Annotated in this window: 16 protein-coding genes; 5 read left to right on the forward strand and 11 right to left on the reverse strand. The window is 60.3% G+C overall.

The window, feature by feature from the left end:
- Window positions 1-10: 10 nt before the first annotated feature.
- Together U5G49_RS33195 and U5G49_RS33200 are read right to left on the reverse strand one after the other, a co-directional pair.
- Window positions 11-997: an ABC transporter permease gene (locus U5G49_RS33195; protein WP_018246741.1), complete on the reverse strand. Its 987-nt coding sequence runs from the start codon at window positions 995-997 to the stop codon at window positions 11-13.
- 102 nt (window positions 998-1,099) lie between these two features.
- On the reverse strand, window positions 1,100-3,025 hold the full coding sequence (locus tag U5G49_RS33200; protein ID WP_193445889.1) for an ABC transporter substrate-binding protein: 1,926 nt from the start codon (window positions 3,023-3,025) through the stop codon (window positions 1,100-1,102).
- Between the two features lie 193 nt (window positions 3,026-3,218).
- Here U5G49_RS33200 and U5G49_RS33205 point away from each other — a divergent pair, with 193 nt between their 5' ends.
- Both U5G49_RS33205 and U5G49_RS33210 read left to right on the forward strand, forming a co-directional pair.
- Window positions 3,219-4,226, forward strand: a complete 1,008-nt coding sequence (locus U5G49_RS33205; RefSeq protein ID WP_113542918.1) for a LacI family DNA-binding transcriptional regulator — start codon at window positions 3,219-3,221, stop codon at window positions 4,224-4,226.
- A gap of 67 nt (window positions 4,227-4,293) precedes the next feature.
- Window positions 4,294-5,652: an alpha-L-fucosidase gene (locus U5G49_RS33210; protein WP_284200618.1), complete on the forward strand. Its 1,359-nt coding sequence runs from the start codon at window positions 4,294-4,296 to the stop codon at window positions 5,650-5,652.
- A gap of 91 nt (window positions 5,653-5,743) precedes the next feature.
- Here the strand turns inward: U5G49_RS33210 and U5G49_RS33215 are convergent, their stop codons facing one another.
- Together U5G49_RS33215 and U5G49_RS33220 are read right to left on the reverse strand one after the other, a co-directional pair.
- On the reverse strand, window positions 5,744-6,484 hold the full coding sequence (locus tag U5G49_RS33215; RefSeq protein ID WP_113542997.1) for a DUF4231 domain-containing protein: 741 nt from the start codon (window positions 6,482-6,484) through the stop codon (window positions 5,744-5,746).
- 288 nt (window positions 6,485-6,772) lie between these two features.
- Window positions 6,773-7,915 carry a M24 family metallopeptidase gene (locus U5G49_RS33220; protein WP_193445887.1) on the reverse strand — a complete coding sequence of 381 codons (1,143 nt, stop codon included), beginning with the start codon at window positions 7,913-7,915 and terminating at the stop codon, window positions 6,773-6,775.
- A 122-nt stretch (window positions 7,916-8,037) separates the two neighbouring features.
- Here U5G49_RS33220 and U5G49_RS33225 point away from each other — a divergent pair, with 122 nt between their 5' ends.
- The gene (locus U5G49_RS33225) at window positions 8,038-9,336 is read left to right on the forward strand and encodes an alpha/beta fold hydrolase (RefSeq protein WP_193445886.1); all 1,299 of its coding nucleotides are present in this window, start codon (window positions 8,038-8,040) and stop codon (window positions 9,334-9,336) included.
- Window positions 9,337-9,365: 29 nt separating this feature from the next.
- On the opposite strand, the gene U5G49_RS33230 is transcribed toward U5G49_RS33225, so the two are convergent.
- Entirely contained in the window at window positions 9,366-10,070 is a 705-nt protein-coding gene (locus tag U5G49_RS33230) for a GntR family transcriptional regulator (protein ID WP_113542921.1), read from the reverse strand.
- A 150-nt stretch (window positions 10,071-10,220) separates the two neighbouring features.
- On the opposite strand from U5G49_RS33230, the gene U5G49_RS33235 reads away from it, so the two are divergent.
- On the forward strand, window positions 10,221-11,132 hold the full coding sequence (locus U5G49_RS33235) for a dihydrodipicolinate synthase family protein (RefSeq protein ID WP_193445885.1): 912 nt from the start codon (window positions 10,221-10,223) through the stop codon (window positions 11,130-11,132).
- 49 nt (window positions 11,133-11,181) lie between these two features.
- On the opposite strand, the gene U5G49_RS33240 is transcribed toward U5G49_RS33235, so the two are convergent.
- The 5 genes from U5G49_RS33240 to U5G49_RS33260 form a co-directional block, all read right to left on the reverse strand.
- Entirely contained in the window at window positions 11,182-12,282 is a 1,101-nt protein-coding gene (locus tag U5G49_RS33240; protein ID WP_193445884.1) for an ABC transporter ATP-binding protein, read from the reverse strand.
- A 9-nt stretch (window positions 12,283-12,291) separates the two neighbouring features.
- The gene (locus tag U5G49_RS33245) at window positions 12,292-14,235 is read right to left on the reverse strand and encodes a glycoside hydrolase family 127 protein (RefSeq protein ID WP_193445883.1); all 1,944 of its coding nucleotides are present in this window, start codon (window positions 14,233-14,235) and stop codon (window positions 12,292-12,294) included.
- Between the two features lie 27 nt (window positions 14,236-14,262).
- The gene (locus U5G49_RS33250; protein WP_193445882.1) at window positions 14,263-15,132 is read right to left on the reverse strand and encodes a carbohydrate ABC transporter permease; all 870 of its coding nucleotides are present in this window, start codon (window positions 15,130-15,132) and stop codon (window positions 14,263-14,265) included.
- Entirely contained in the window at window positions 15,132-16,055 is a 924-nt protein-coding gene (locus U5G49_RS33255) for a carbohydrate ABC transporter permease (protein ID WP_064654374.1), read from the reverse strand. Before U5G49_RS33255 ends, U5G49_RS33250 begins: the two co-directional genes overlap by 1 nt.
- Before the next feature lie 82 nt (window positions 16,056-16,137).
- Entirely contained in the window at window positions 16,138-17,385 is a 1,248-nt protein-coding gene (locus U5G49_RS33260; RefSeq protein WP_193445881.1) for an ABC transporter substrate-binding protein, read from the reverse strand.
- 178 nt (window positions 17,386-17,563) lie between these two features.
- Between U5G49_RS33260 and U5G49_RS33265 the strand changes: the two genes are divergently transcribed.
- A complete protein-coding gene (locus U5G49_RS33265; RefSeq protein WP_028732346.1) occupies window positions 17,564-18,580 on the forward strand; it encodes a LacI family DNA-binding transcriptional regulator in 1,017 nt (338 codons plus the stop codon).
- A 41-nt stretch (window positions 18,581-18,621) separates the two neighbouring features.
- Here U5G49_RS33265 and U5G49_RS33270 read toward each other — a convergent pair whose 3' ends face one another.
- On the reverse strand, window positions 18,622-19,680 hold the full coding sequence (locus U5G49_RS33270; protein ID WP_193445880.1) for a LacI family DNA-binding transcriptional regulator: 1,059 nt from the start codon (window positions 19,678-19,680) through the stop codon (window positions 18,622-18,624).
- Between the last annotated feature and the right edge of the window lie 136 nt (window positions 19,681-19,816).

A 19,816-nucleotide genomic window follows, 5' to 3' on the forward strand; every position in this document is an offset into this window, starting at 1 on the left:
GTCTCGTCCTTCAGCCGTTGCGAATGCGTGGATCAAGCCAGGCAAGCAGCAGATCCGAAATCAGTGTGCCGATCAGCGTCAGCATGCTCATCAGCAGGATGAATGTGCCGGCCAGATACATGTCCTGGGCAAAGAGGGCGTTCAGCAGCAGCGGCCCGGTGATCGGCAGGCTGAGAACGATGGAGACCACCACCGAGCCGGAGACGAGGTGCGGCAGCACCCAGCCGACGGTCGAGACAAAGGGGTTGAGCGCCACCCGCACCGGATATTTCAACAGCAGCCGGATTTCGCTCAAGCCCCGGGCGCGGGCCATGTCGACATAAGGCTTGTTGAGCTCGTCGAGCAGGTTGGCGCGCATGATACGGATCAGCGCTGCGGTGGCACCGGTGCCGAGAACGACGACCGGGATCCACATATGCGAAATGAGATCGCCGAGCTTGGCCCAGCTCCAGACGGCATTGATATAGGCGGGTGAAAACAGCCCGCCGGTGCTTTGGCCGAAATACTGTGCCGAAACATACATCAGCACCAGCGCCAGCAGGAAGTTCGGGATGGCAAGGCCGAGAAAGCCGAAGAAGGTGGCGAAGTAATCTCCCACCGAATATTGCCGTACGGCCGAATAGATGCCGATCGGAAAGGCCACCGCCCAGACGAAGAGCAGCGTGGTAACCGAGACCACCATCGTCAGGCCCATGCGAGCCCAGATCAGCTCGCTGACCGGCTTGTTCCAATCGAGGGACTGGCCGAAATCGCCGCGCAGCAGGATGCCGCTGATCCATTTCCAGTATTGGACCGCCCAGGGCTGATCGAGACCATAGCGTTCACGCAGGCCGGCAATGACGCCGGGATCGATCGTTTCGTTCTGGGAGGCGAGACGCGCGGTCATCGCGGTCAGGAAGTCGCCGGGCGGCAGCTGGATGATGATGAAGGTCACGACGGAGATCGCGAACATCATCGGGATCATATAAAGCAGGCGTCTGATGATGAAGCCGGCCATGGTCAAGCTCCTTCAATCGGCGATCGCCGATCGGATGATTGGGACTGGGCTGGTGTCGATGGGCTGGCGCCCGTAGACGCCATCCCTGTCGGTCGCGTTCCGTTATTTCTGGTAGTAGAAGGTCTCAGGCTTTGCCGGTCCCGGCGTCATGTAGAACGATGTGCTGGGAATGACCTTCGGAACGTTGCGCATATTGGTCTTGACGATGCCGACGCGGTCCGGCTCCAGGTTGGTGCCGATGACGTAGAATTCGTCACGGGTGATCGCCAGCAACTCCTTCATCGCGGCCAACTGCTTTTCGAGCGTCGGCGCTTCCTGCACCTGCCGGTACAGCTCCATCTGCTTCTTGGCAGCGGGACTCGGTTCTTGCGCGTTCGGATCCTTGGGGTTCTGGTAATAGAGGCCCCAGGCCGTCGCGAAGCTCGACTCGTATTCGTGGGGGAAATACCATTTGGGATCGAGCAGGCCGAGGAAGTCGTAGCCACCGCCGCCAACCCATCCAAGGCCGTCATTCTCATTGTTCTGCAGGCGGGAGAAGATCAGCGAACGTTCGGCCGGGCGGGGCTGCATGTCGATGCCGACGGCTCGCCAGTAGCGCTGGATCATCTCGAGGGCGTCCACCTGGATCGGGCTTCCGGTCAAGGCGTCGATCGCAAAGGTAATCCGCTTGCCGTCCTGGCCGAGGCGATAGCCTTCGGCGTCATGTTTGGTAAGGCCGGCCTTGTCGAGATACTGATTGGCGAGATCGACATTATACTCCAGATACTGCGTCGCCATCTTCTCGTCGTAGAGCGCGGTGCCTTCACGCGGTGCTGCCTGATAAGGCTTGGCCTGTCCGGCATAGATCAGCTGGTTGAGCTCTTCGCGGTTGATGGCGTAGCTGAGGCCGATGCGGAAATCCTTGTTGGAAAAGACAGCGCGCAAGGCCGGATTCTTGTGGGTCTGGTTGAGGGTGATCAGCAGGGCGTTCGACCACGCCGGCCGGGCGATGAACAGGCCATACCCGCCTTTCTCTTGGTTCTGCACGATTACCGTACGGGCGTCCGTCGTCTCGATGAAGCGGTTCTGCATGTCGATTTCGCCGCTGATCGCCTTCAGGATGATTGCCTGGGTATCCTGCATTACATCGATGGTGATGCGATCGAAGTAAGGCAGCTGGTTTCCTGCGGTATCCACCTTAGCATAGTATGGATTGCGCTCGGCGACGACCTGGGTGGTGCCGTTATAGGGCGCGGTCAACACCCAGGCATCGAGCGTTGGACGGCCGAGATCGCGCCAGCGGCCGGGAAACCCGATCTTGTTGTTGAAGAGCTGGACCCAGTCGGTTGCACCGGCTGCCTTCGCCAGGGCGTCGACGCCGTCGGGATTGAAATCCTTGTGGAATTGCTTGAGGTAGTGGGCCGGTGCGGCCGCCAAAATATCCGAGCCGCGCACGGTGGCCATGTTCATCAGGAATAGGCCGTTCGGCGCGGCAAACTTGAAGACGACCTTGTCGTTGGCGAGCTTTTCGACCTTGACGGTCTCCCCGCCCGAGGTCAGCCAGTCTGGTGCTGCAGGCGTGATCTTGGTGTTGCGCAGCACGTTCTCGTTCCACCACACCAGATCGTCCGCGGTAAAGGGCTCGCCGTCCGACCAGCGTGTGCCTTCACGCAAGGTGAACGTATATTCGGTGGCATTATCATTGACCTCGACGCTCTTGGCGATATCGGGGATCACTTCGGTCCATTCGGGATTCCAGCGAACCAGTCTCGTATAGCCGATCGAACGCTCGATCTCGCTGTCGCCACCGCCAAAGGTGGCCGTGCGCCAGGTGCCGCCATAGGTACCGACCGATTCAAGCGGAGTGAGCACCAGCGGCTCCTTGGGCAAGCGCTTTTCGACCGGCGGCAGCTTGCCGGCATCGACCAGCGCCTTCAGTTCCGGCGACTCCTCAAAGCCGAATGCGACACCGGCCCAGCCGGCACCCATGAGGATCGCCGCAGCAACGGTCGAGACAATCTGCCGTCCTAAGATTCTGACGTGTTGCATTCTTTCCTCCCAATATTCTGCTCTAGGTTATCGTTAACGTATTCTCCTCTTTCTCTAACGTTATCGTTACCGTTAAAAATTGTCAAAGAGATTCTCGACGTCCTAAACTAGGCCGGAGTAGCCTTGGCTTTCCTGGAAATTATGTTAGTTATCGTTATCGTAACTTTCTACCATTTCTAACGAGACAATCCAGTTGAGCAGCCCCAAAGAGCCAGAATCCAAAATAACCATCGCCGATGTCGCCCGCGCCGCAGGGGTGTCGCCGATGACGGTATCGCGCGTGCTCAATGATCGGGGCGGAGCCAGTGCGGAGACCAGTCAACGGATTATCTTAGCGGCGAGCGAACTCAATTACCGGCCCAATCCCTTTGCTCGGGGATTGCGGTCCGATCGATCGAAAGCCATCGGCCTACTTGTTCCCGACATCACCAATCCGTTCTTTCCCGAAGTCATCAGGGGAGCCGAGGATGCGGCAAGCGCTGCCGGCTACAACCTCCTTCTGTCCAATGTCGTCGAGAACAGCAAGCGGGAAGAAGAACTCATCGAAACGCTGCTGCGGCACCGGGTCGACGGGATCATCGTCTGCAGCCCGCGACTGCCCGATGCCGCGCTTCACAAGGCGCTTGCGCCCCACCGCGCCGTGGTGCTCATCAACCGCGAGGCGCCCAACGAGGTCGCCGGGACGATCGTCACCGACTACGAGACGGGAGCGTCGCGTGCCATCGACCATCTGGTCGAGCGCGGACGCCGCAGGATAGCGATCATCGCCGGGCCGCGCAGTTCGTTTGGCGGCAAGAGCCGGCTTGTCGGTTTTCGCAAAACGCTAGCGGCCCACGGGCTTAAGGCGCAAGGCATCGTTTATTGCGATCCGACCGCAGCGGGCGGCCAAACGGCGGCCGCGCAGTTGCTGGCGGAGACGCCCGGCATCGATGCCCTTGTCTGCTACAACGACCTCAATGCGATCGGCGCGATGAAGGCCTGCCGGGCCGCCGGCATTTCGATTCCCGCGCAGATCGCCCTGATCGGTTTCGACGATATTCCGACTGCCGAACTACTGTCTCCGGCACTCACCACCTTGCGGGTGCAAAAACGCGAAATGGGGGAGGAGGCGGTGCGTCTGCTGCTCAGCCGGATCGCCACCAGAAACCGTCAGCACGGCATCGTCATCGTGCCCGAACTCATCATCCGCGAAACAACCTGAACTCCCCGGAGCATGATGCCGAAAAGTTTGAGCGGTTTTCGGACGACATCATGCTCCAACCCTTAAAGTGGAACAGGAGGAATATCCGATGGATATCAACAATCTGCAGTCACTGGCCCTGCCTGAGGAGAAGAAGGCCTGGTTCGTTCACGACCGGTTCGGCATGTTCGTGCACTGGGGACTTTATGCCCTGCCGGCACGCCATGAATGGGTCAAGAGCCGCGAAGAATTGAACGACGCCGACTACCAGAAATATTTCGACCATTTCGATCCCGATCTCTACGATCCCGGTGAATGGGCCAGACGCGCGAAGGCTGCCGGCATGAAATATGTCGTGCTGACCACCAAGCACCATGAAGGCTTCTGCCTCTGGGATACCAAGGCGACCGACTTCAAAGTGACCAATACGCCTTATGGACGAGATCTCCTGGGTCCGTTCGTCGACGCCTTCCGCGCAGAGGGCCTGAGGATCGGGTTCTACTATTCGCTGATCGACTGGCATCATCCCGACTTCACCGTCGATCCGCGCCATCCGCAGCGCAACCATCCCGATGCGCTGAAAATCAACGAAGGCCGGGACATGCAGCGCTATGCCGCCTTCATGCGCGAGCAGGTCCGCGAGTTGCTGACCGAGTTCGGCCAGATCGACATCATGTGGTTCGATTTCAGCTATCCGCAGTGGAAGCTTGGCGAACTGGTCGGAAAGGGCCATCAGGATTGGGAAAGCGAGAAACTCGTGCGTCTGGTGCGCCAACTCGCCCCCGATATCATTATCAACAACCGGCTCGATCTCGCCGGCCTGCAGCCAGACATCGTCACGCCGGAGCAATATATGCCGCGCGCCCGGCCGCTCCGCGATGGCAGGCGCGTCGTCTGGGAAGCCTGCCATACACTCAGTGGCTCCTGGGGCTACCACCGCGACGAGGACACTTGGAAAAGCACGGAACAACTGGTGCAGATGCTGGTCGGCACCGTTGCCATGGGCGGCAATCTGCTGATGAACGTCGGGCCGACGGCGCGCGGCACGCTCGACCACCGCGCGATTGCAGCCCTTGCCGCTTATGAGGAGTGGATGGCGCTGCACGAGCGCAGCATCGTCGGCTGCACCCAGCCCGACTTCACAGCTCCGGCCGACTGCCGCCTGACCCAGAATGGCGATCGTCTTTATATCCACCTCTTCAACTGGCCCTATCGCCATCTGCATTTCGATGCGCTGGCAGGCAAGATCGAATATGCGCAATTCCTGCATGATGGCAGCGAGGTCACCTGGTTGCGCCCATCCGCCAATACGCTGTGGGCGAACACGCAGTTCCCCGTCGGCGAAAATCAACTGACATTCGTCCTGCCGGTGCGTCGACCTCAGATCGTGGTCCCGGTCATCGAGGTCAAGCTCAAGCCGGGGAGCGCGGCTGGCATTCAGGACTAATGCGGGTGAGATGGCTGACCTGAGCGGGCAAGATGGCGCCCGCTCATGAGAACGGCTCGGTCGATCTCGCCGCCTAATGCCCGACAAGGGCTCAGGGATTGGCTGCGGTGGTCCCTACAAAGAACTGGTTGAGTTGCTTCATCTCCAGCGCATGAGCGCGCTTTCTAAGAGCGACGGCCTGTTTGAGCGTCGCTAGCTCATCCGTTATGTCAATGAGATGAGCCTCGGCGACGAGCATCTCCGCTTCGACCCTTCCCTGCTCTCTCAATTGCCAGACGTCCCGGATGCGGAATTGAACAATGATCGTGCCGAAAAGCGCCACCAGCGCGGAGGTCGCCATTGGGAGCCATTGGGGGATAACCGTGCCATAAGCCGAAAATAATGAAGAGAGGCCGCTCAGAACGATGATCCCCAATGTGAGAAAATTCCAGAGATACTGATTCACCCTGGAGGATCGCGCATACCAGTTTCGATGCGTCCGCAGGTCACGCAAAGCCTGCCTTTTAATCTCGACCATATCCGATGGAAGCATCTTTTCTGCTCTCTCTTGACCGATCTCCCGTCTTGCTGCCAAAATCACGTTGATGACACCTATAGTTATCCCGAAGGTAATCATGAACCAGGCGATGTAGTGCAAAGGGACGTCATCGAGAATGACGTTTGGAAAAAACTCAGGTTGAAAAAATTCGATTAAAGCGCCAAGCGATATCAAGAATACAGAAAAGACAACCACTGCTATCGAAAGCATCGCTGCCATATTTCTATATCTTCCATTCAGTTTCATTTTCTGCAATTGCGCGGAGTCATCCTCATCCTTTCTGAACAAGTCCATCATCCTATCCTCGACACTGCAGGTTTAACCACAGTCAACCTTGTACTACGCCAGAAAGCAAGTAACGTTTGCGAAGAAATACTTGATAGATCGAATTGCGGGCGGCCCTGGGTTCCGTCGATATGTCAGATGCCGCGAGAACCAACCGCCATATCGCCAACGTTCAGGCTGGGATAGCCTCCGCCTCTTGAATCCTGTCGCTTCAGGATAGGCTGATCGCCAGCAGTCGGTCGAGATCAATATATTCCTGGTTCTGCCGGACGAGAGCGGACAGGAGATGATGCCCGCTCAGGAGAATGGCTCGGTCGGTCCCGCCGCCGGAATTGTCAGCCAGCATGGTCCCTCGGCGGTCATGTACATATGGTCTTCCAGCCGGATCCCGAATTTCCCAGGGAAGACGATCATCGGCTCGTTGGAAAAACACATGCCGGCGGCAAGCGGCGCGTCGTTGCCGCGAACGATGTAGGGTTCCTCGTGGATCTCGAGCCCGAGGCCATGACCGGCCCGATGCGGCAAACCTGGCAGGCGATAGTCGGGGCCGAGGGAGTGTTTGGCAAGCACCTTTCGGGCCGCATCGTCGAGGCTCGAGCAGGCGGCGCCGATCCGAGCTGCGTCGAAGACGGCCTGTTGCGCCTCGCGCTCGATCCACCAGGCCCGTTCGAACGCGCTTTCGCCGCCCTCCAGCATATAGGTCCTGGTGATATCGGAATGATAACCGTCGATCCGGCAGCCGGTATCGATGAGAATGACGTCGTCGCGCCCAAGGACCTGATCGCCGTCGGCGCCATGCGGAAGCGAGGTCGCCGCGCCGAAGGAGACGATGCAGAATGTCGAGCCGGCATCGGCGCCGGCCTGGCGATGCTGCCGGTCGATGAAATCCACCACTTCGGATGATTTGATGCCCGGCTTCAAAAGCCCATGCACTTGCCTGTGGACGTCAAGTGTCAGGTCCATCGCATACTGAATGAGGGCAATCTCCGCGGCCGATTTTATGCAACGCAGGTCGCGGATCAGTCGCCCGCCATCGGCAAGCCTCGCCTCGCCCATCTCCGCTGCCAATGCATGATAGAAGAAAAGCGGCAAACCATCGTCGAGGGCAAGTCTGCCGCCCTGGGCAACAAGGCGGGCGATGAGAGCGGCGCTGCTCTCCTCCTCTTCCCAGACCAGGATTTCCCCCGGCAGATGCGGCAGCGTTTCGACACGGCTGCGCTCGAACCCCGGCACGATGTAGGAAATGGTCGCTTGCGTGACGAGCGCGCCGAGGAACCTCTCGCTCGGATGCCAGACCAGCCCCGTGAAGTAACGCAGGCTTTCGGTCGGTCCAAGAAGCACGGCAGCCAAGCCTCCGGCTTCGATCATTTTGCGAAGCCTGGCGAGGCGGTTCTGCCGTTCGTCCTCAGTTATGCGGGGTACCGTATGCTGCCATGACATGTTGTCTTCCTGCTTTTCCTGCGCTTCCAGATCGATGAAGCCCTCGCCTTGCAGCGGGGATCTTGAGCCGACACTAATGCCGCTGTAGGCAATATGTCGACATGAAAAATGAGGAGATGGCGATGGCGGTCGAATACACCATACCGGGCATGCTGATACGCGATCATATGGTCGACGTTCCCCTGGATTGGTCGAAGCCGGAGGGGGAGACGATCCGGGTTTTCGCACGCGAAGTATGCGATCCCGCCCGCCGTCGCGAAACATTGCCGTTGCTGGCTTTCCTGCAAGGCGGCCCTGGCGGAAAATCGCCGCGGCCGAGCAATGGCGGGCCGCCATGGCTTGCCGAAGCCCTGAAGACGCACCGCGTTATCCTGATCGACCAGCGCGGCACCGGGCGCAGCAGCCGGATCGAAAGTGCGACGATGGAGCACTTTGCCGACGGCAGGGCCGCAGCCGACTATCTCACCCTCTTTCGTGCCGACAGCATCGTTGCCGATTGCGAACATCTGAGGAAAACCGTCTTCGGCGGCGGACGCTGGCAGACGCTCGGCCAGAGCTATGGCGGCTTCCTGACGCTTACCTATCTCTCGAAGGCGCCGGAGGGACTTTCCGCCTGTTATGTCACCGGCGGCCTTGCTGGCCTTGGGGCGACGGCCGATGATGTCTATCGGCGCACCTACCCGCGCGTCGCCGAAAAGAACGCCGCCTATTACAGCCGCTACCCCGGGGATGCCGAGCGCATCAGCCGGATCGCCGACTATATCGAGGCCAACGAGGTGCGGCTGCCCGATGGCGATCGCCTATCCGTTCGCCGCTTTCAGACTATCGGCATCGATTTCGGCATGGCGCCGGGTTACGAGAACGTCCATTGGCTGGTCGACGAGGCTTTCTCCGGTCCCAATGAAGACCGTCTCTCCGATCGCTTCCTCGCGTCGGTGATGTCGCTGACCTCCTATGACGACAATCCGCTCTTCGCCGTTCTGCAGGAAAGCATCTATGGCCAGGCCGGGACGCCGACTGCCTGGGCGGCCGAACGCATCCGCGCCGAGCATCCGGCCTTTGCCGGCGACCGGCGGCCGCTGCTGTTGACGGGGGAGATGATGTATCCCTGGATGTTCGAGGAAATTCGCTCGCTCAGGGCCTTCAGGGCAAGTGTCGAGGCGCTGGCCACGCATCAGCGCTACGTGCAGCTCTATGCCCCGGAACGTCTCGCGGCAAATGAGGTGCCAGTCGCCGCCGTCATCTATCATGACGACATGTATGTCGATGCCGGGCTTTCGCTCGAAACAGCGCGCCACGTCGCCAACGTGCAGGCATGGGTGACCAACGAATTCGAGCACGACGGTGTCCGCCAATCGGCGGCTGTCCTGCGCAGGCTGATGACCTTGGTCAGGGAGCAGAGCGGCCCCCTCGCCCCCTGAGGCTCGAACGTTTCATTGCTCTCGTCGCATCAGGACATGCTGATCGCCACCGGCCGATCCAGGTCGCGGGCGATATATTCCTGGATCTGGCGAACGATCTGCCCGGCGTGGGCGATCGCCAGGCGGTCGGCCCGCTCGACGTCACCGGCCTCGATCGCTGCGATGATCTCCTCGTGTTCGTCGACATACTGGCGCGGCAGACGGTCGTCGAATGTCGAGTAGTAAAGGCGCAGGATGCGGCGGCCCTCGTCGAGCAGCCTGGCGAAGAAGGCGGTGTAATAGGAATTGCCGGCAAGTTCGGCAATCGCGACGTGAAATTCGCGGTTCGCCTCGATCATCGCATAGGCATCGCGCGCGGCAACGGCATCGGCGAAGTCCTTCTGATGCCGGCGGACGGTCTTCATGATGTCGCCGTTTCGCCTTTGCGCCGCGCCACGGGTCGTCACCCGGTACATCAGCGTCAACGCTTCGAAATAGGTGGGCAGGCTTGCGAAATCGATTGTCGCAACGATCGTGTTCCTGTTCGGCAGCGTCGTGACGAGCCCGTCGGCGGCGAGCCGCAACAGCGCCTCGCGAATGGGAGTTCGCGACATCCGGAAACGTTCCGACAGGCGCACCTCGTCGAGCGGACTGCCGGGTTCCAGCGCCATCGACAGGATTTCCTGCCTGAGCGTCACATAGACGCTCTGCGTGCCAGAGCCGCGCACCCGCACATTTTCCGCGTCGTTCCGCATTCGTCCGCCCTCTTTCGTTAGTGCCTTGTATTTCGTTTCGGCCGATTCCCGCAATGTCGGTCTTCGGGGGCCTCAAATTTGTAAGCTCACATCATTGAATCTTGTCGACAGTTTGTATATAAGGCAACCAGTTTCAACGAGGCTCGATCAATGACCACAGGATGGAAGGGCGTATTTCCCGCCGTAACGACACAGTTCAACGAAGATCTTTCCGTTGATCTGCCCTCGACCCAGCGCGTCCAGGACGCGCTTGTAAACGATGGCGTCAATGGACTGATTGTCATGGGCACATGTGGCGAGAACAATTCGCTGGACCCCGAGGAGAAGCGCACGATCTTGAAAGCTGCCGTCGAGGTCGTCAACGGCCGCGTTCCCGTGGTGACGGGCGTGTCCGAATTCGACACGCGCCGTGCCGTCGCCTATTGTCGCGACGCCGAAAAGCTCGGCGCCGACGGCCTGATGCTGCTGCCGGCCATGGTTTATGTGCCGAAGCCCGAAGAGCTGATTGCACATTTCCGCACCGTCGCCGAAGCGACCTCGCTGCCGATCATGCTGTACAACAACCCGCCGGCGTACCGCGTCAATATCGGCGCCGATGTGCTGAAGGTGCTTGCCGACGTACCGAACATCAAGGCGGTCAAGGAAAGTGCGCCGGATCCGCGCCGCTTCACCGATCTCATCAATGAATTCGGCGATCGTTTCGATATCTTCGCCGGCCTCGACGACGTCGCGCTTGAAGGCCTGATGCTCGGCGCCAAGGGCTGGGTCTCGGGCTTGACCAGCGCCTTCCCGGAGGAATCCGTGCAGCTCGTTGCCGCCGCCGAACGCGGCGACTGGGAAGAGGCCCGCAAGATCTATCGCTGGTTCATGCCGCTTCTGCACCTCGATGCCGAACACGATCTCGTGCAGTCGATCAAGCTTGCCGAGCAGATCATGGGCCGCGGCTCCGAGCGCGTCCGCCTGCCGCGCCTGCCGCTTTCGGGCGCCCGCCGTGCCGAAGTCACCGCCATGGTCGAGAAGGCCGCTGCCACGCGTCCTTCGAAGATCCGCCAGGCTGCCTGATCAACGAGGCCGGCGACCCCGCGGTTGCCGGCCTTTCCGTGTTTGCGGTTCAGGCAAGCGCCAGCGACTGGCCGGTCGCCGGATCGAACAGATGCATCTGGTTCATGTTGAACGAGAGCGGCATCGTCGACATCGGGCTAGGCCCGCTCTCGGGATCGATGCAGGCGCAAAGACTTGCCTCGCCGATGTCGAAATAGACCATGGTCTCCGGCCCGAGTGGCTCCACAAGATCAATTCTGGCTTCGATGTCGGCATAACCAGGACGGGCCTGGCGGTCGGTGATCGATTCCGGCCTGATCCCGAACACGACTGATTTGCCGGCATGGCCGGCGTAGTCGCCGGCGCGCGCCTCTGGCACTGGAAGCTCGCTGCCGTCGGTCAGTTTGACGACGAGACCCTTCTCTCCTGATAGCAGCGTCGCGGACAGGAAATTCATCGACGGTGAGCCGATGAAGCCGGCGACGAACTGGCTGACGGGCCGATGATAGAGCGCCTGCGGCGGTCCCGCCTGTTCGATGATGCCGCCATTCATCACCACGACACGATCCGCCATGGTCATCGCCTCGACCTGGTCGTGCGTGACGTAGACGGTCGTCGTCGGCAACAGTTGGTGCAGCCGCTTGATCTCCGTGCGCATCTGCACGCGAAGCTTGGCATCAAGGTTGGACAATGGCTCGTCGAAGAGAAAGACTTTCGGGTTCCGCACGATCGCGCGCCCCATCGCGACGCGCTGGCGCTGGCCGCCCGAAAGCTGGCCCGGGCGCCGGCCGAGCAGCTCGCTGATATGCAGGGTTTCCGCCGCCCTGATGATACGCGCGTCGATCTCGCTCTTGGCGAGCTTCTGCTGCTCCAGGCAGAACGAAATATTCTCCCGCACCGTCATGTGCGGATAGAGCGCGTAGTTCTGGAAGACCATGGCGATATCGCGTTTGCCCGGGCCGAGCCGGTTGACGACCTGGTCGCCGATCACGATCTCACCGCCGGTAATGTGTTCGAGACCCGCAATCATGCGCAATGTCGTCGATTTTCCGCATCCCGACGGGCCTACGAAAACGACGAATTCATTGTCTTCGATGTCAAGGCTGATGCCGCGCACGGCCTCGTAGATACCATAGGATTTGACGATGCTCTTGAGTTCCAGCCGTGCCATGGTTTTCTCCTAGACCTCCTGCAACCAGATCGCCATCGCTCCGGGCTCGCGATTGGCCCAGAGGTGATAGGGAATCGCCTTAAAGGGCCGCTCCTTCAGCGAGGGAGGCGCGGTGCGATAGAGCGCATTCTGCCAATCGGCTATATCGGCTTCGAGCGCGGTGCCTTCGAGGACGGTCGCTCCGCCGAGAAGCGCGGCATCGTAACGGGCAGAGATTTCCTCAGACGCCGGCAGGCGGAGCCGCTGTGGCTCGCCGCCGAGGTCCGTCTCCTCGATGCAATAGACGACAGGCCCGCGCCGCAGCGCGACGCGTCCGCCGTCTTCGGAGACAGCAGGATGCGCGTAGATGCGCTCGACCGGCATCGAGAAGCCGATGCGGACCTCGTCACCATTGCGCCATTCCCTTGATATTGCGGCATAACCCTTCGTCACGCATTGATCGAGATCGACGGCAGCACCATTGACCGAGATCTGCGCCTGCCTGCACCATCCGGGGATGCGAAGACGAAGTTGAAACCGGCTTGGCCGCTCGACGGCGAACCGCAGGCTGATGTCGCCATCCCAGGGATATTGCGTCTCCTGGATCAGGCGCACGAAGCTGTCGCCAACTGTGAGATCTGCGCAATTGGTGCCGTAGAGATGGATGGCGAGCTCATGGTCACCCGTGGAATAGAAATATTGGCCGAGCGACGTGATGAAACGGGCAATGTTGGTCGGGCAGCAGGGGCAGTAGTGCCATTTCCACCGGCGATGCTGCCCGTGGCTTTCAAGGACGTTCTCATAGAAATAATGTTCGCCGTCGCGCGAGATGCCGGAAAGCGCGCCGTTGTAGAGCACCGTTTCCAGCCTGTCCGTGAACTTGCTGTCGAGATCGACCTGCGCCATGCGATGGCTCCAGAAGCCGAGCGCGACGGCTGCGCATGTCTCGGCATAGGCCGTCTCGTTCGGCAGGTCGAATTCCCGGGTGAACCCTTCATTGGATGCCGATGGGCCAAGGCCGCCGGTCACGTAGAGCTGGCGGCTGACCAGATTGTCGAAAAGCCGGTCGCAAGCCTCCTTCAATGTCCGATCGTCGTTCTCATGGGAGAGATCCGCCATCGCAGAAAACAGGTACATGGCGCGAACCGCGTGTCCGACGACCTGGTGCTGGTCGCGCACCGGCATATGGGCCTGGCTATAGGCGTATGTCTTGTAGACGTAATCATCAGGGCTCTCGCCGCGCTTGCGAGCCTCCCCGTCGTAATATGAGGGCATCCGGCCACGTTCGTCGACGAAATAGGTCGCAAGCTTCAGATGCCGCGGGTCGCGCGTCACGCGATAGAGCTTGACCAGCGCCAGCTCGATTTCCTCATGGGCATCGTAGCCTCTGAGCTTTCCGGGCTCCGCACCGAAGGTGGCCATGATATGGTCGACTGCACGGATCATCACATCGAGGAAGCGACGCTTTCCCGTCGCCTCGTGGTAGGCGACGGCCCCTTCCAGCAAGTGGCCCATCGAATACATCTCGTGCAGGTCGCGCAGATTGGTCCAGCGCCTGTCCGGCTCGCGGCGAATGAACCAGCTGTTGAGGTAGCCATCCGCCATCTGCCCTTTTTCGAGCTTTTCGACGATAGCGTCGATCTTCGTTTCGAGCACAGCATTCGGGTGAGCCTTCAGCGTGTAACTTGCGGCCTCGATCCATTTGCCGAAATCGGAATCGAAGAAATGCTGCATCGACAGTCCGCTCGGCTGGATCGGGCGCACCAACGGCCCGGCCGGCTTGTCAAAATCGAGCACCTCGAGGAAGCCCTCCTCTTCCAGCCGCTTGTGCTGCGTCGGGATGGTGACGTTGCGAACAGTCTCGGTCCAGCTCTGCCAGAAACCGCCATCGAATACGACACCGGTATGGTCGGCAGGCCTGTATCGCTGCCGTCCCGCAGCGCGTGCCGGTTGAAAACGAGGTGAGCTGGTCATGAGGACTCCTGAGCGGGACGAGCGCTGTTACTTCACGGCGCCGGCCGTCAGGCCGCGCACGTAATATCGTTGCAAGAGAAGGAAAAGCAGGATGCAGGGGACCATGGTCACGGCTATGCCGGCCTGCAGCGCGCCCCAGTCGATGATGCCGTAGATGCCCGACGATACATTCACCAACATGATCGGCAGCGTGAACTTGTTCTGATCGGACAGAAAGATGAGGGCAGCGAGGAATTCGTTCCAGGAATTCAGGAAGGCGAACATCGCAACGGTGGCGACACCGGGAAGCGCGATCGGCAGCATGATCCGGCGCAGGATCGTCGCCTGCGAAGCACCGTCTATCCGCGCCGCTTCGATCAGCGCCTTCGGCACCGCGTCGAAGGCGTTGCGCATCATGAAAACGGCAAAAGGAAGCTGGAAGGTCACATAGATCAGCACCAGGCCGAGAAGGCTGTTCTGCAGCCGGAAGACTTTCAGGATCAGGAAAAGCGGCGTCAGGATCGACTGGAACGGAATCATCATCGTCGCCATGATCAGCACGAAGAGCAGCGACTGACCGGGAAAGCGGAATTTCGAAAAGCCGTATCCCGCCGGCACCGAGACGAGCACCGTCAGGATCACCGTTCCGGCAGCGATCAGCACCGAATTGCCGGCATAGACGTACCAGCCGGCGCCGACATGTTCGAGGCGGCGGTAATTTTCAAGCGAGAAGGCTTTCGAGAAAAGCGCTGCCGGATCGGCAAGTGCTGCGGCCGCGGGCTTGAAGGAATTGGCGAAGGACCAGACGATCGGCATCACGAAGAAGACGGCAAAGACGCATGCCGTCAGAACGAAGGCGAGATAACCGAGCCGCTCGCTCGCCGGCTTCGCCGCGAGATTATAATTGAGCCGTTCCATCAACCCTCCTCCGGCCGCTGGCGCAGCAGGACGAACTGGATCGCACTGATCGCCACCAGGACGACGAGCAGGGCAAAGGAGATCGCCGAGCCATAACCGAGACGGTAGGATGAGAACGACGCGAGATAGATCGAGAAGACCGCGGAGATCGTGCTGTTCTCAGGGCCGCCCTGGGTGATGATGAAGAACTGGTCGAAGGCCAGCATCGACGAAGTGACGTTGAGGACGAGCGCCAGCACGACCGAGTTCCTCATCAAAGGCAGCGTGATCCGGCGAAACCGGCTCCAGACGCTGGCGCCGTCGATCCTGGCGGCTTCGATGACGTCGTTCGATATGCTCTGAAGGCCGGTCAGGAGGATGATCATCGTGAAGCCCGCTGTTTTCCAGACGACCATCAGGATGACGACGCCGAGTGCCGGCCAGAAACTTTCGAGCGGCCTCGGCGCGCTGTCGATGATGCCTGCTCCGCGAAGCAATTGCGCAAAGACGCCGCTATCGGGATTGAGCAGCCACATCCACAATGTCGAGGCCGCCCCGAAGCCGATGACGACGGGCATGAAATAGATCGTGCGGAAAAAGCCGGCGATCCGCAGCGGCCGGTCGACGAGCAGCGCCAGAGGAAAGGCCACCAGGAAGATCGCAGCCGTGACCAGCACCGTGTAGAGCAACGTGAAACCCAGGGAATGCCAGAGCTGGGTATCGCCGATCAGTTCGGCATAGTTGGAGAGGCCGATGAATTTGGTCCGGCCAAGAAGCGGCCAGTTGTAGAAGCTCATCCAGACCGTCATGACAAGCGGCACGAGGAAAAGCACGACGATGAACAGCAAGCCCGGCAGGATGAAGGCAAGGCCAAGCCAACCCTTTGGCTCCGGTTCTCCGGTCGCGACTGCGCGCCTCCGGCTGCGAAGTGTCGAGGATATCACCGCAACTCCTCCTTCCGCTTGAAAGTCGAGATGTGAAAGGGACGGCAGGGCATCCGCGGATTCCCTGCCGAAACGCGTCGGCTTAGTTCGGGTTGGTGCGTTCGAGGATACGGGTGAAGTCGGCCTGCGTCTTGGCGATCGTTCCGTCGACGTCGTCGCCGAAGATCGTGCCCTGGATCAGATTGAGGAAGGGTCCGGTGCGGCTGACGAAGAGTTCGTCGGACGAAAATGTGTAAGGCGTGCGCCCCTTGGCGAGGATATTGTAGGCGACGAGATTGCGCTGGTCGAACTTCGCATAGGCTTCCGCTGCGAGGTCGGTGCGCGACGGCATCCCCGATTCCTGGGTGATGTAGACCTGCTGCTCGGGCTGCATGTAGAAATTGACGAAATCGAGCGCGACTTTCTTCTTCTCGTCGCTGATGCCCTTGATCAGGGAAAGCGTATCGCCGCCGGCAAAGCTCGATTCACCGCCCTTCGGCCCCGGGATCGGTGCGACGGCGAATTTCACGTCAGGATATTTGCTGGTCAGCAGATTGACGATGTAGGAGCCTGTCATCAGGATGCCGACCTTGCCCGAGGCGAAGGCCTCGACGGCATTGTTGCCGTTGCCGGAACGCGAGGTCGGATGAATCGCACCGGCCTTCCACATATCGCGATAGGCAGCGATGGTCTCACGCAGCGCCGGCGTATCGACCGTGGCGCTGCGGCCGTCATCGCTCAGCACATCGGCACTGGCGGCCCAGAGATGCGGCAGGAAATCGTAGATCAGCCAGCTTCCCGAATTAGCGACGAAATAGAAGCCATAGGTCTCGTTGCCGAGCGCGGCGATCTTCTTGGCGTCGGTGGCAATCTCCTCCATCGACGACGGCGCCTTGTTCGGATCGAGGCCGGCCTTGGTGAACAGATCGGTATTATAAGCAATGATGGATGCATCCGGCAGAGCAGGCACGCCGTAGATCTTGCCGTCATAGGTGGCAAGGCGGATGTGGGACGGGCTCATGGCCGCGGAATAAGGCAGCCCCTTCACGAAGTCGGAGATATCTTCGAGACCGTCCGCGGCGGCAAAGGTCGGAAGATAGATCAGGTCGAGCACGGCACCGTCAGGAGCCGCGCTGCCGGCAATCGCCGCACCCAGCTTCGGCACCATCTGCTCTGCCGTGATTTGGGTGACATTGACCTTGTCGGAGTGAGAGGCGTTGTATTTGTCGGCCAACCCCTGAAGGACGGCGCCGGACGACGTGCGCACCCATAGGGTGATTTCTTCGGCGCCGGCGAGAGAAGAGCTTGCCAGCAGTGCAAGAGCGGTGATCGTCGTTTTCAGTCGAAGCATGCTTGTTCCCCTTTTTCTCGTTCAGGCCTCAGGCCTTCGGACGAAATGGACGTTAGATCAGAAATTTTTTGGTGTCGACAGTCTGTGTGCAAAAATATGATGCGCGTTTGATAAAACCTTTTAACAGCACATTTTTTCTGCTAAAAGCTTTTATCATGAATCGACTACGAGGCGGCACTTGAAGAATACGGGCGATCGAAGACGGACGATTTATGACGTGGCGAAGGCTGCAGGCGTCAGCATTTCGACAGCGTCGAACGCACTGAACGACACCGGTCGGACGAATGCCGAAACACGCGAGCGGGTCCGGCGCGTGGCGGAGGAGATCGGATTTCGGCCCAATGCACTCGCCCGTGGGTTGCTAAGCAAGCGAAGCCATGCGATCGGCATGCTGACGAACGACACCTATGGCAGATTGACGCTGCCGATGGCGGCCGGGGTATCGGAGGTGCTGGTCGATCACGGCGTGTCCGTCTTCCTCTGCGCCACGAATAATGATCCGAGGCTCGCACAGCTTCATCTGGAGGCGCTTCTCGACCGGCAGGTCGACGGCATCATATTCACCGCGACCCGCCTCGACCTCACGCCGCCAGTCCAGCTGTCCCGCCTGCCGATACCCGTCGTCTACGTCTTTGCCGAGGGGCCGGCTGACAGCGTCACCTTCTTTCCGGATGACGAACAGGGCGCCCGCCTCGCCGTCGACCACCTGAAAGAACTCGGTCGATCGCGGATCCTCCACATCACCGGACCGCGGGATTATCTCGCCGCTCGCATCCGCGCCCAATCCTATCTTGACGCCTGCGGCGACGGTGCCGAAGCGATGTTCGGCGACTGGTCGGAGGAATGGGGTCACGAGGCCGTTCAGTCGGTGTTTGCCCGGCCCGGCGCAAAGCCCGACGCCATCTTCTGCGGCAGCGACGAGATCGCCCGCGGTGTCATCGACGCGCTGCGCGACCTCAATGTAGAGATTCCCACGGATGTCGCCGTGGTCGGCTTCGACAATTGGGAGGTCGTCGCACGGCAAACACGCCCGCCGCTGACCACCATCGACATGGAGTTGAAGGAACTGGGCCATCGCGCCGGCCTGGCAATCCTCAGCCTCTCCAAGGGTGAGCCGGTCCCTGCCGGCATCACCAGATTGCCCTGTCGCCTGGTCGTGCGGCAGTCGTGCGGCAGCCCCCTTCAATCCGGCTGAGAACGACGGCAAGCAACACAGCAAGCCGGCCGTCGTCGCTATTATCTGTCCGTGGAATTGCCGGAACGGGTCAGGCTGCTGCGGCTGACCAGCGACGGTATCTGGAGAATATGCTCGGAAGCGGTGCGGCCTTCTATTCTGGAAATGAGAGCCCGGGTTGCGACCTGACCGAGCTCCCTGCCCGACTGATCGATGCTTGCGAGATTGACGAGGCCGAGTGCTGCGGTCGACGAATTGTCGTATCCGATGACGGCGAGATCTTCGGGCACCCGCACACCCATCTCCATAGCCAGGCTCAGAAGGGTGATCGCGTCGAGGTCGCTCCAGCAGAATACGGCGCGCGGTCTGTCCTTCCTCGATAGAAACTTTCGCATCGCCTCTTCCCGCTTCGGCGAAGCAATGGGAATTTTGCCGATCGCTGGCGAGGAGCCAAGCCCGCCACGCTGCATCGCCCGGCGAAACCCGATCTCACGCTGGCGGACGACGGAGACTGCGTGTCCCTGGCGCTCGCCGAGACTGAGCATTTCAATGTCGCGATAGCCGCAGGCCAGAAGCGCTTCCACGGCGATCTCCGCGCCGCGCTGATCGTCTGCGTTGACGGTATCGAAGGCCGTAGCGCTGGCATCGTGGTAACCGACCGCGACGATCGGTATCTGGACTGCGAACCTTGCGAGGATCTCCGAGGGCAGACGCGGCGCAACGAGGATAAGGCCGTCCATCTTGTAGTCGATCATCGACTCGATCAACGACGTCTCCAGCTGCACGCGCGCATCGCTGACGCCGATCATCGCCTGGTAGTGCGAAGGCGCCAGCACCCCGTTTACGCCGGCAATCACCTCCGGAAGGAAAGGATTGCGGATATCGATCAGGAGCACTCCGATGGTGAAACTCCGGCCACGCAGCCCTCTAGCTGCCCGCGAGGGGCGATATGCGAGTGCCTCGATGGCATCAGTCACCCTTGCGCGCAGCGCATCACTGACGCCGTAGGCATTTCGCATCACCTTGGAAACCGCTGCGACCGATACGCCTGCGTGAGTTGCCACCGTCCGGATCGTCACGCGATCGTTTCGTTGCAGCTTTTGTTTTTCTTCGATTGACATGAAATCTCTGGCTTACTGCGGATCGTCGACATCGCCCGCAGAACCACCATGGCAGACTGGCAACGAAAATTCTATTGCGCTTCCGAAGAAAATGTAGAACGTTATATGGAGAACGTTCTACAACTCGTCGGGAGGA

It is taken from the genome of Rhizobium indigoferae (assembly GCF_034554815.1).
Classification (GTDB): Bacteria; Pseudomonadota; Alphaproteobacteria; order Rhizobiales; family Rhizobiaceae; genus Rhizobium; species Rhizobium leguminosarum.